The organism is uncultured Aquincola sp. (assembly GCF_964001545.1).
Taxonomy (GTDB): Bacteria; Pseudomonadota; Gammaproteobacteria; order Burkholderiales; family Burkholderiaceae_C; genus Aquincola.
Genome location: NZ_CAXFDV010000607.1, coordinates 1 through 12192, shown reverse-complemented (window position 1 = coordinate 12192; position 12192 = coordinate 1). Strand labels below are relative to the sequence as shown.

Sequence of the window (12192 nt, the reverse complement as noted above, 5' to 3'; positions counted from 1 at the left end):
GGTCGACTTGCACGGGCTCAGCCCGCGGTGGCGTGGCGCGGCCCGCTGCGCAGCTGGCTGGACGGCAGCGACGAGGGCAAGGCCGGAGAGGCGGCGGGCGCCGAAGGCGCCGGCAGCACCGGCCCGTAGGGCGCGGCCAGCGGCTCGCCGATGAACACGCCCTGCAGCGGCCAGGCGACGCTTTTCCAGTAGGCCTCGATCGCCGTTTCGCCCTGCGCGTAATGCAGCAGCAGCACCTGCGGATGCGGGAACTTCTGCAGGTGGTTGCAGGGCTCGCTCACCGTGCCGTAGCTGGCGGTGGCGCCCGAGTCCAGCCACTCCAGCGCGGTGCTCTGGCCACCCACCCGGTCGAGCTGGCCGCCGAAGGACGTCAGGTGATCTGCCAACGCGCCGTCCACCCAGCCCAATGTGTCCAGCCCGCTGAGCTGGGCCGCGCCGGTCTGCAGCAGCAGCAGGCGCTGCAGGTCGCGCGGCTGGTCGGCCTGCAGCACCTGCACGTCCAGGCCCAGCGCCCGCACCTGCCCCGGCGGCGGAAACAGCCGGTGGCGCACGTTGCGGTTGACGTCGCTGGTGGACAGGAACACTGCATTGGCCGGGCCCGACCAGGGGCGCCCCAGGCGGCCGTCGGCCGACACCCCGCGGTCGATCAGGCGCTGGCCCTGTTCCACGTCGCGCGCGGCCAGCAGCATCGAAGGCCGCATCTGGTGGTCGCGCCACGGCGCGCCGCTGGCTGAATTGAAGTACGGCGAAGGCTTGGAGCGGTCGCAGCTGCGCCGGCAGAAGTCGGGGTCGAAACCCAGCGCCAGCGCGCCGGTGATCGACTGGCACTGCACCGCGTAAGGCGTGGTCCAGGCCAGGGCCAGCGCCTGCGTCGCTTCGCCAAAGTGCGCCTCGATGCGCTGGCGCAGCTGGCCGAACTCTTCGGGGGTCAAGGTGGCGCGCAGCGGCAGCTCCACGCGCAGCACCTGCCGCGGCTGCAGCCCGCGCTTTTGCGCGTAGTAGGCGCCGATGGCGATCGAGTAGGGGTCGGCCGTGTTGATCACCAGGCCGATGTCGGCCGGCGTCAGGCGCCCATGGCTGCGCGGCACGCCCATCCAGGCCCGCGGCGCTTCGGCGCCCGAAGCCGGCTCGGCGGAGGGCGTGGGCGACGATGCAGACGCCGAGCCCTGCGCCCAGGCTGCGCAGGGTGCTGCCAGGGACAGCGCTAACACAACCGTTACAAGATGCAAGCCCGTGGAGGCCAGTTTCGCGATGCAAAAATTCAAGAAGCGGCTCACAATGTCGGCATGCGAAAAAATGATGGTCAAACACCCACGATCCAGGTGCTCGAACGGGCATTCGCGCTGTTGGACGTGCTGGCTGAGCACCAGGACCCGGTGTCGCTGAAAGAGATCAGCGAACGCTCGGGCCTGCACCCGTCGACCGCCCACCGCATCCTCAACGACATGGCCGTCGGGCGCCTGGTGGACCGGCCGCAGGCGGGTAGTTATCGGCTCGGCATGCGGCTGCTGGAGCTGGGCAATCTGGTGAAAGCCCGGCTGGACGTGCGCGACGCGGCCCTGGCCCCGATGCGCGAGCTGCACAAGGTGACGCACCAGCCGGTGAACCTGTCGGTGCGCCAGGGCGACGAGATCGTGTACATCGAACGCAGCTACAGCGAGCGTTCGGGCATGCAGGTGGTGCGTGCCATCGGCGGCCGTGCGCCGCTGCACCTCACATCGGTGGGCAAGCTGTTCCTGGCCCATGAAGATCCGCAGCGGGTGCGGGCTTATGCCACCCGCACCGGGCTGGCCGGCCACACGCGCAACAGCATCACCGACATCGGGCGGCTGGAGCGCGAGCTGAACACCGTGCGCCACCAGGCGGTGGCCCGCGACGACGAAGAGCTGGAGCTGGGTGTGCGCTGCATGGCCGCCGGCATCTACGACGACCAGAACAAGCTGGTGGCCGGGCTGTCGATCTCGGCACCGGCCGACCGGCTGGAAGAAGGCTGGCTGGAACGGCTGAAGAACACCGCGGGCCAGATCTCCGCGGCGCTGGGCCACCGCATCACGCAGGGCCCGGCCGCCAGCCTCAAGGCGCCGTCTTGACCGACGCGCTCACCGCCGAATTGACCGAGCTGCTGACCGCCAGCTTGCCGGGCACTTCGGTGGTGATCCACTTGCGGATGCGCTCGGCATCGCCGATGCGCGAGTACTTGCCGGCCGAATCCAGCAGCACCATGATGACCTTGCGGCCGGCCAGCTGCGCCTGCATCACCAGGCAGCGGCCGGCTTCGGTGATGTAGCCGGTTTTCTGCAGGCCGATGTCCCACGAGCCGCTGCGCACCAGGCCATTGCTGTTGCGGAACTGGAGCAGCCGGCTGCCCACTTCCACCTGATGCTCGGGCGAGGTGGACAGCTGGCGCAGCACTTCGTGCTTGCTGGCTTCCTTCACCAGTTCGGCCAGGTCGTGCGCGCTGCTCTGGTTGGAACTGGACAGGCCGGTGGGTTCCACATAGCGCGTGTCCAGCATGCCCAGCTGGTGGGCCTTGAGGTTCATCGCCGACACGAAGGCCGCCAGGCCACCCGGGTAGGTGCGGCCCAGCGCATGGGCGGCGCGGTTCTCCGACGACATCAGCGCCAGGTGCATCATCTCGCCGCGGGTGAGCTGCGTGCCCACCGCCAGGCGAGAGCCGCTGTGCTTCTCGGTGTCGACGTCGTCCTGGGTGATGGTGATCACCTCGTCGGCCGGCAGCTTGGCCTCGGCCACCACCAGGCCGGTCATCAGCTTGGTGATGGAGGCGATCGGCAGCACGGCCTGCGAGTTCTTGCTCAGCAGCACCTCGTTGGTGTCCTGGTCGAGCACCAGGGCCACGCTGGACTTGAGGTCGAGCGGGTCCTGCACCTTGTGCAGGCCGTACATCTGGCCGAACGAGGCGCGCACCGGTTCAGGATCGACCAGCACCACACGGCGCTTGGCCGTGGCCTTGGAATTGCGCGCGCTGGGCGCCGCGACGGCCGACTTCTTGGCGGCTTTCGCCGTTTTGGCGGGCTTGCGCGTGGCAGCCTCTGCGGACATGGGATGCAGCAGGCCCACCGACGCCGCAATGGCACCCACCACACACAACAAACGTAAAGATTTCAGTGCGTGTACCACACCCGGCTCCTGTCAAGAAGTCAGTGTAGGCGAAGCAAAAAACACGCGCAAGATCAGAAACTTAGCAGGGCTTCCTCAAGTGGTGCCAAGACCACCTGAGAAGGCGCTCAACCCTGCGCGGCCACCCGTTCCTGCTTGCTGTGCAACTTGTTCAACGCTGCCAGATACGCCTTGGCCGAAGCCACCACGATGTCCGGGTCAGCACCCACACCATTGACGACACGCCCGCCCAATTGAAGACGGACCGTCACCTCGCCTTGCGATTCTGTGCTGCCGGAAGTGATGGCATTGACCGAATAAAGCACCAGTTCGGCGCCACTTTGCACCTTGGATTCGATGGCCTTCAGGCTCGCGTCCACCGGGCCGTTGCCGTCGCTGCTGGCATGGTGCTCCTGCTCGCCGGCCGCGAACGCCACGGTGGCATGCGGCCGCTCGCCCATCTCGGAGCGCTGCGACAGCGCCAGCAACCGGAAGTGCTCGCGGTCGGGCGTCACGCTTTCATCGGACACCAAAGCCAGGATGTCTTCGTCGAAGATCTCCGACTTGCGGTCGGCCAGGTCCTTGAAGCGCGCGAAGGCGGCGTTGACGTCGGCCTCGGACTCCAAGCCGATGCCCAGCTCCTGCAGCCGCTGCTTGAAGGCATTGCGGCCCGACAGCTTGCCCAGCACGATCTTGTTGGCGCTCCAGCCCACGTCCTCGGCGCGCATGATCTCGTAGGTGTCGCGGGCCTTGAGCACGCCGTCCTGGTGGATGCCCGAGGCATGCGCGAAGGCATTGGCGCCCACCACCGCCTTGTTGGGCTGCACCACGAAGCCGGTGGTCTGGCTGACCATGCGCGAGGCCGGCACGATCTGCGTGGCGTCGATGCCCAGCTCCAGGCCGAAGTAGTCGCGGCGCGTCTTGACCGCCATCACGATCTCTTCCAGCGAGCAGTTGCCCGCGCGCTCGCCCAGGCCGTTGATCGTGCATTCGATCTGCCGCGCGCCGCCCAGCTTGACGCCGGCCAGCGAGTTGGCCACCGCCATGCCCAGGTCGTTGTGGCAGTGCACCGACCAGATCGCCTTGTCCGAGTTGGGCACCCGCTCGCGCAGCTGGCGGATGAAATTGCCGTACAGCTCGGGGATGGCATAGCCCACGGTGTCGGGGATGTTCAGCGTGGTGGCGCCTTCGTCGATCACCGCTTCCAGCACCCGGCACAGGAAGTCGGGGTCGGAGCGGTAGCCGTCTTCGGGCGAAAACTCCACGTCGGCGGTCAGGTTGCGCGCGAAGCGCACCGCCAGACGTGCCTACTCGAGCACCTGCTCGCGCGTCATGCGCAGCTTCTTTTCCATGTGCAGTTCGCTGGTGGCGATGAAGGTGTGGATGCGCGAGCGCGCCGCCCCCTTCAAGGCCTCGGCCGCACGGCCGATGTCGCGGTCGTTGGCGCGGGCCAGCGAGCACACGGTCGACTCCTTGATGACGTCGGCGATGGCCTTGACCGCCTCGAAGTCGCCGTTGCTGGAAGCGGCGAAGCCCGCCTCGATCACGTCCACCTTCAGGCGCTCGAGCTGGCGCGCGATGCGCAGCTTCTCGTCCTTGGTCATCGAGGCGCCGGGCGACTGCTCGCCATCGCGCAAGGTGGTGTCGAAGATGATGAGCTTGTCGGCCATGTTGTTCTCCTCGGGTTGCCTGGGATGTGTCGGGGCGGGCGGCGTGCCGGTCAGGCGGTGGCAGTGTCGGCCTGCGGCTGGAAGCGACCGGCGCGCAACAGGCCACCGAGCACTGCCTTCATCGACGCGGTGCTGGTGTTGGCATCGATGCCAACGCCGAACCGCGTGGCGCCTGCGATGCGCAATTCCAGGTAGGCCGCCGCGCGGGCCTGGGCACCGCCGCCGATCGCGTGCTGATGGTAGTCCAGCACTTCCACGTCGGCGCCGCCGAGCGCACGCAACCCGTTGACGAAAGCGTCCACCGGGCCATTGCCCTGCCCGTGCAGCCGGTGGCTGCGGCCGCCGTGCTGCACGTCGGCCTTCACCGTCACGCGGCCGTCGTCTTCTTCGGTGATCTGCACATGGCCGATGTGCGCTTCGGCCACGCCGTATTCACGCTCGAAGATCGACCACAGGTCGGCCGCGTTCAGCTCCTTGCCTTCGGTGTCCATCACCTGCTGCACCACGCGGCTGAAGTCGATCTGCAGGCGGCGCGGCAGTTCGAGGCCGTACTCGTTCTCGAGCAGATAGGCGATGCCGCCCTTGCCCGACTGGCTGTTGACGCGGATCACCGCCTCGTAGCTGCGGCCCAGGTCCATCGGGTCGATGGGCAGGTAGGGCATCTCCCAGATGTCGCCTTCCTGGCGCGCCGCGAACGCCTTCTTGATCGCGTCCTGGTGCGAGCCGGAGAAGCTTGTATAGACAAGATCGCCCACATACGGGTGGCGCGGATGCACGGGCAACTGGTTGCAGTGCTCCACGGTGCGGCGGATCTCGTCGATGTCGCTGAAGTCGAGGTTCGGCGCCACGCCCTGGGTGTAGAGGTTGAGCGCCACGTTCACGATGTCGAGGTTGCCGGTGCGCTCACCATTGCCGAAGAGGCAGCCTTCCAGACGGTCGGCGCCGGCCATCAAGGCCAGTTCCGCCGCGGCCGTGCCGGTGCCGCGGTCGTTGTGCGGGTGGATCGACATCACGATGCCCTCGCGCCGCTCGAGGTGGCGGTGCATCCACTCCACCATGTCGGCGAACACATTGGGCGTGCAGCATTCCACCGTGGACGGCAGGTTGATGATGCAGGGTTGGGCGGCCGTGGCGCGCCATTCGGCGGCCACCGCATCGACGATGCGCTTGGCGAACGGCAGCTCGGTGTTCGAGAACATCTCGGGCGAGTACTCGAAGGTCCAGGCCGTTCCGGGCTGGCGCTCGGCGCATTCGCGGATCATGCGTGCATGGCGCACGGCCAGGTCCACCACACCGTCTTCGTCCAGGCCCAGTACCACGCGGCGCATCACCGGTGCGGTGGCGTTGTACAGGTGCACGATCACCCGCTTGGCGCCCACCAGCGACTCGAAGGTGCGGGTGATGAGGTGGTCACGCGCCTGCGTGAGCACCTGGATGGTGACGTCGTCGGGCACCAGTTTGCGCTCGATCAGCAGGCGCACGAAATCGAAGTCGGCCTGCGAGGCGGACGGGAAGCCCACCTCGATTTCCTTGAAGCCGATGCGCACCAGCTGCTCGAACATGCGCAGCTTGCGGGCCGGGTCCATCGGCTCGATCAGCGCCTGGTTGCCGTCGCGCAAGTCGACGCTGCACCACACTGGCGGCTTGTCGATCACGGCATTGGGCCACCGGCGGTCGGCCAGTTGGATCTGGGTGGCGGGGCGGTACTTGGCTGCAGGGTTCTTCAACATCGACATGGTGGTCTCTCGAGGTGTTGAACGCAGCCGGATTTCCCAAAAGCAAACGGCCCGCTGCGTTGCGCTTGGCGGGCCGTTGATCCGGAGGGAACTTGAAAAAATTCGGGACGAGATCGTTCAGCGCGCCTGGGGCACGCCTAGTAGCAGCGAGAAGGTTGCGGTACGGAACGACATGACCACGAATATACACCCCATCGGGGGATGCCTGCTAGCGATGAAGGCCTTGTTCGTCCGGCTCATCGGTGGACGTGGCGATCACGCTCACCGGCCGGCCCTTCATCTTGCGGTAGATGTAGACGCCGTAGCCCGACAGCCCGTACACGCAGAACAGCGCGAACAGCACGATGGGCGGGTGGATGGTGATCACCGCAATGCCCAGCGCGATCAGCACGGTGACGATGAACGGCACCGAGCGCTTCAGGCTCACGTCCTTGAAGCTGTAAAACGGCACGTTGGTCACCATCGTCAGGCCCGCGTACAGCGTGGCACCAAAGGCTGACCAGGCCAGCCAGTGCAGCGCATAGGCGTCGCGAAAGCCCATGTCGTCCATCACCCAGATGAAGCCGATGATCAACGCTGCGGCCGCCGGGCTGGGCAGGCCCTGGAAGTAGCGCTTGTCGACCACGCCGATGTTGGTGTTGAAGCGCGCCAGCCGCAGCGCAGCGCAGGCGCAGTACACGAAGGCGGCGAGCCAGCCGGCCTTGCCCAGGCCCTTGAGCGCCCATTCGTAGGTGATCAGCGCCGGCGCGGCGCCGAAGCTCACCATGTCGGACAGGCTGTCCATCTGCTCGCCGAAGGCGCTTTGCGTGTTGGTCATGCGGGCCACGCGGCCGTCCAGGCTGTCCAGCACCGCGGCCATGAAGATGCCGATGGCGGCCTGCTCGAAGCGGCCGTTCATCGCCATCACCACTGCATAAAAACCGCCGAACAAGGCAGCCAGCGTGAACAGGTTGGGCAGGATGTAGATGCCCTTGCGGCGGGGCCGGTCGCGCAGGTCCTCGGGCTCCTGTGAGGCCTGCAAATCGTTCTGATCATTCATGTTCAAAGCATACCCCGCGCCCATGGCACCCACGTGCAAAGGCCGCGGAACCCAGGCCCCGCAGGGCCCGGGCCGCCGCGGCCCGTGACTGGCAAATGGATCAGTTCTTCGACTGGTCGACCAGGCGGTTCTTCTTGATCCACGGCATCATCGCGCGCAGCTTCTCGCCCACCACTTCGATGTCGTGCTCGGCCGTCAGGCGGCGGCGCGATTGCAGCGTCGGGGCGCCGGCCTTGTTCTCCAGGATGAAGCTCTTGGCGTACTCACCGGTCTGGATGTCCTTCAGGCACTGCTTCATGGCCTTCTTGGTCTCTTCGGTGACGACGCGCGGGCCGGTCACGTACTCGCCGTATTCGGCGTTGTTCGAGATCGAGTAGTTCATGTTGGCGATGCCGCCTTCGTAGATCAGGTCCACGATGAGCTTGAGCTCGTGCAGGCACTCGAAGTAGGCCATCTCGGGCGCGTAGCCGGCCTCCACCAGCGTCTCGAAGCCGGCCTTGATCAGCTCGACGGTACCGCCGCACAGCACGGCCTGTTCGCCGAACAGGTCGGTTTCGGTTTCTTCGCGGAAGTTGGTCTCGATGATGCCGGCCTTGCCGCCGCCGTTGGCAGCGGCGTAGCTCAGGGCCAAGTCACGGGCCTTGCCGCTCTTGTCGGCATGCACCGCGATCAGGTGCGGCACGCCGCCACCCTGGGTGTAGGTGCCGCGCACGGTGTGGCCGGGGGCCTTGGGCGCGACCATCCACACGTCCAGGTCGGCACGGGGAATGACCTGGCCGTAATGCACGTTGAAGCCGTGGGCGAAGGCCAGCGAAGCGCCTTCCTTGATGTTGGGCGCCACTTCGGCGTTGTAGACCGCGGCGATCTGCTCGTCAGGCAGCAGCATCATCACGACGTCTGCCGACTTCACGGCTTCGGCCACCTCGGCCACCTTCAGGCCGGCCTTCTCGACCTTGCCCCAGGACGCGCCGCCCTTGCGCAGGCCGACGGTGACCTTCACGCCGCTGTCGGTCAGGTTCTGGGCGTGGGCATGGCCTTGCGAGCCGTAGCCGATGATGGTGACGTTCTTGCCCTTGATCAGGCTCAGATCGGCGTCCTTGTCGTAAAAGACCTTCATGGTTCTCTCCAGCAGAAATGGGGGGGTTTAAACGCGCAGAATCCGTTCGCCGCGGCCAATGCCGCTGGTGCCGGTGCGCACGGTTTCCAGAATGGCCGTGCGGTCGATCGCCTCGATGAAGGCGTCCAGCTTGCCGGCGTCGCCGGTCAGCTCGATGGTGTAGCTCTTCTCGGTGACGTCGATGATGCGACCCCGGAAGATGTCGGCCATGCGCTTCATCTCTTCGCGCTCCTTGCCGACGGCGCGCACCTTGATGAGCATCAGCTCGCGCTCGGTGAAGGCGCCTTCGGTCAGGTCGACCACCTTGACCACTTCGATCAGGCGGTTCAGGTGCTTGGTGATCTGCTCGATCACCTCGTCGCTGCCGCTGGTGACGATGGTCATGCGCGACAGCGAAGCATCTTCGGTCGGGGCGACCGTGAGGCTCTCGATGTTGTAGCCGCGGGCGGAAAACAGAGCCACCACGCGCGAGAGGGCACCCGGCTCGTTTTCGAGCAACAGGGCAATGACGTGTTTCATGAGGATTCGTCCTGCGCGCTCTTCAAACCGGCGGCGGTAACCGACGGCCCTTGGCCACGCTGTTCGAGGTTGAAGAAAAGGTGCTTGAAGCCGTGAGCTTGCAGGCCGCCTGTCGCCCGGTGGCTGCGGTGGCGCGGTAACGCCAGCCGCCCTCACCGGGCTTGTCAGCCGCCTTCAGTTGCTCACAGGTCTTCCGAGCCCAGCAGCATCTCGCTGATGCCCTTGCCGGCCTGCACCATCGGCCAGACGTTTTCGGTGGGGTCGGTGCGGATGTCGAGGAAGACGGTGCGGTCCTTGAGCTTCATCGCTTCGCGCAGCGCGCCTTCCACGTCGCCCGGGCGCTCGATCTTCAGGCCGACGTGGCCGTAGGCCTCGGCCAGCTTCACGAAGTCGGGCAGCGCGTCCATGTAGCTGTGCGAGTAGCGGCCGCCGTAGTCCAGCTGCTGCCACTGGCGCACCATGCCCAGGTAGCGGTTGTTCAGCGACAGGATCTTGACCGGCGTCTTGTACTGCAGGCAGGTCGAGAGCTCCTGGATGCACATCTGGATCGAGCCTTCGCCGGTGACGCAGAACACGTCGCTGTCGGGCTTGGCCAGCTTGATGCCCATCGCGTACGGCAGGCCCACGCCCATCGTGCCCAGGCCGCCGGAGTTGATCCAGCGGCGCGGCTGCTCGAAGCGGAAGTACTGCGCGGCCCACATCTGGTGCTGGCCGACGTCGGACGTGATGTAGGTGTCGCGGTCGCGCGTCAGCTCGCACAGCGTCTCGATCACGTACTGCGGCTTGATGACCTCGCTGCTGGGCTTGTAGCGCAGGCACTCGCGCTTGCGCCATTCGTTGATCTGGCTCCACCAGCCGGCCAGCGCCGCGTTGTCGGGCTTGCTCTGCGCCTCGCGGATCTGGGCGATCAGCTCGACCAGCACGTCCTTGACGTCGCCGACGATGGGGATGTCCACCCGCACGCGCTTGGAGATCGACGAGGGGTCGATGTCGACGTGGATGATCTTGCGCTCGACCGACGCGAAGTGCTTGGGGTTGCCGATCACGCGGTCGTCGAAGCGTGCGCCCACGGCCAGCAGAACGTCGCAGTTCTGCATGGTCATGTTGGCTTCGTAAGTGCCGTGCATGCCCAGCATGCCCAGGAACTGCGGATCGCTGGCGGCCGAGGCGCCCAGGCCCATCAGCGTGTTGGTGACGGGCGCCCCCAGCAGCGCGGTGAGTTGACGCAGCTCGGCCGAGGCATTGCCCAGGATCACGCCGCCGCCGGTGTAGATGTAGGGCCGCTTGGCCTGCAGCAGCAGCTGCACCGCCTTGCGGATCTGGCCGCCATGGCCTTTGCGCACCGGGTTGTACGAGCGCATCTCCACCTTGTCGGGGTAGGCGAAGGGCGCGGTGTTGAGCGAGACGTCCTTGGGGATGTCGACCACCACCGGGCCGGGCCGACCGGTGCGTGCGATGTGGAAGGCCTTCTTGATCGTCGCGGCCAGATCGCGCACGTCCTTGACCAGGAAGTTGTGCTTGACGATGGGCCGGGTGATGCCCACGGTGTCGCATTCCTGGAAGGCATCGAGGCCGATGGCCGGCGTGGGCACCTGCCCGGTGATGATCACCATCGGGATGGAGTCCATGTACGCCGTGGCGATGCCGGTGATGGCATTGGTGACGCCGGGGCCCGAAGTGACCAGGGCCACGCCCACGTCGCCGGTGGCGCGCGCATAACCGTCGGCGGCATGCACCGCGGCCTGCTCATGGCGCACGAGCACGTGCTCGATGGTCTCTTGCTTGTACAGCGCGTCGTAGATGTAGAGGACGGCACCGCCGGGGTAGCCCCAGAGATACTTGACGCCCTCGGCCTGCAGGCAGCGAACGAGGATCTCGGACCCGTTGGGGTCGGCTGCGGCGGCGGGGGGAGTGGGCTGCGCCGAGGCGGCGCGCTTGATTTCGGCGGGGGAGATGTCCATGACTGACCTTTGCGATTTTCTCTGACGAAAAACCATCGGTGCCCCTCTTCGCGCCCTCGTGAGGCGGATGTGGAGCCTGTGCTGCCCGGGAAGCGCGCCAGATCGGCGTGCACCCCGGCAAGATGTGCTGAGCCGCGGATTATGGCATCACTCTTGCCACCTTTTGGGGATAGACGAGCAGGGCCCGGTGCCATAATCCGCCGCCTCGCACCAGGGGCAAGCCGCCGCACCCCCAGCCTTGGCCACCGACAAAGAACTCTCCGACTTCCTGAAAAGCGTCGAGAAGCGCGCCTTCAAGCGCACCGTTTACGCGGTGCGTGACGATGATGCGGCGCTCGACATCGTGCAGGACTCGATGATCCGGCTGGCGGAAAAGTACGCCGACCGCCCCGCCGAAGAGCTGCCGCTGGTGTTTCCGCGCATCCTCTCCAACGCCACGATGGACTGGTTCCGCCGCCAGAAGGTGCGCAACGCCGTGGTGCGGAACCTCTCGTCGTTCGAATCGTCCGAAGACGACGGCGGCGGCGGCGAATTCGATCTGCTGGAAGCGCTGGAAAGCGCCGACGGCGCGCTGGGCGCCGAAAGCGCCGCCGACAGCGTTTCACGGGCGCAGATCCTGCAAGTCATCGATTCACACGTCGCGGAGCTGCCGGCGCGTCAACGAGAGGCCTTCCTGCTTCGTTACTGGGAAGAACTGGATGTAGCAGAAACCGCCTCCGTGATGGGTTGCTCCGAGGGCAGCGTGAAAACGCATTGCTCGCGGGCAGTGCATGCACTGGCCAAGGCGCTTCGCTCCAAGGGAATCGCACCATGACGAACACGACACTGCTGGCCGACGATTTGTTGCAAGACCGGCTGCAAGACCGTTTTGCGCGCCGCGTGGCCGCACGCTTGAGCGAAGCCGCCGAGGCCACCCCGCCCGACATCGAGACCCGCCTGCGCTTTGCGCGCGAGCAGGCGCTGCAGCGCGCCCGCGTGGTGCGCCAGGCCGCCCAGGTGGCCGAGCCGGTGGTGGCCATGGGCCACGGCGGCG

Annotated in this window: 10 protein-coding genes and 1 pseudogene; 3 read left to right on the top strand and 8 right to left on the bottom strand. The window is 66.6% G+C overall.

Going from position 1 to position 12192, the window contains the following annotated elements; translation table 11 throughout:
• Positions 1 to 17 precede the first annotated feature (17 nt).
• Positions 18 to 1211: a TIGR03790 family protein gene (locus ABNT58_RS21155; RefSeq protein WP_348755390.1), complete on the bottom strand. Its 1194-nt coding sequence runs from the start codon at positions 1209 to 1211 to the stop codon at positions 18 to 20.
• Between the two features lie 75 nt (positions 1212 to 1286).
• Here ABNT58_RS21155 and ABNT58_RS21150 point away from each other — a divergent pair, with 75 nt between their 5' ends.
• Complete coding sequence (locus ABNT58_RS21150) at positions 1287 to 2090, top strand: IclR family transcriptional regulator (protein WP_348755389.1); 804 nt, start codon at positions 1287 to 1289, stop codon at positions 2088 to 2090.
• On the opposite strand, the gene pbpG is transcribed toward ABNT58_RS21150, so the two are convergent.
• From pbpG to ABNT58_RS21115, 7 genes and pseudogenes are all read right to left on the bottom strand, one after another.
• On the bottom strand, positions 2074 to 3060 hold the full coding sequence (gene pbpG / locus ABNT58_RS21145; protein WP_348755388.1) for a D-alanyl-D-alanine endopeptidase: 987 nt from the start codon (positions 3058 to 3060) through the stop codon (positions 2074 to 2076). The two genes, ABNT58_RS21150 and pbpG, sit on opposite strands and share 17 nt — an antisense overlap.
• Before the next feature lie 185 nt (positions 3061 to 3245).
• Positions 3246 to 4787: pseudogene (locus ABNT58_RS21140) on the bottom strand (2-isopropylmalate synthase).
• Positions 4788 to 4837: 50 nt separating this feature from the next.
• A complete protein-coding gene (gene leuA / locus ABNT58_RS21135; protein WP_348755391.1) occupies positions 4838 to 6517 on the bottom strand; it encodes a 2-isopropylmalate synthase in 1680 nt (559 codons plus the stop codon).
• 214 nt (positions 6518 to 6731) lie between these two features.
• On the bottom strand, positions 6732 to 7562 hold the full coding sequence (gene pssA / locus ABNT58_RS21130; protein WP_348755387.1) for a CDP-diacylglycerol--serine O-phosphatidyltransferase: 831 nt from the start codon (positions 7560 to 7562) through the stop codon (positions 6732 to 6734).
• A gap of 100 nt (positions 7563 to 7662) precedes the next feature.
• Positions 7663 to 8679: a ketol-acid reductoisomerase gene (ilvC, locus tag ABNT58_RS21125; protein ID WP_348755386.1), complete on the bottom strand. Its 1017-nt coding sequence runs from the start codon at positions 8677 to 8679 to the stop codon at positions 7663 to 7665.
• 27 nt (positions 8680 to 8706) lie between these two features.
• Positions 8707 to 9198, bottom strand: coding sequence for an acetolactate synthase small subunit (ilvN, locus tag ABNT58_RS21120; RefSeq protein ID WP_250197196.1), 492 nt, complete (start codon positions 9196 to 9198; stop codon positions 8707 to 8709).
• A 182-nt stretch (positions 9199 to 9380) separates the two neighbouring features.
• Positions 9381 to 11159: an acetolactate synthase 3 catalytic subunit gene (locus ABNT58_RS21115; RefSeq protein WP_348755385.1), complete on the bottom strand. Its 1779-nt coding sequence runs from the start codon at positions 11157 to 11159 to the stop codon at positions 9381 to 9383.
• Between the two features lie 238 nt (positions 11160 to 11397).
• On the opposite strand from ABNT58_RS21115, the gene ABNT58_RS21110 reads away from it, so the two are divergent.
• A complete protein-coding gene (locus ABNT58_RS21110) occupies positions 11398 to 11973 on the top strand; it encodes an RNA polymerase sigma factor (RefSeq protein ID WP_348755384.1) in 576 nt (191 codons plus the stop codon).
• On the top strand, positions 11970 to 12192 hold a 223-nt coding region (locus ABNT58_RS21105; RefSeq protein WP_348755383.1), incomplete at its 3' end, for a DUF3619 family protein. The genes ABNT58_RS21110 and ABNT58_RS21105, both read left to right, overlap by 4 nt.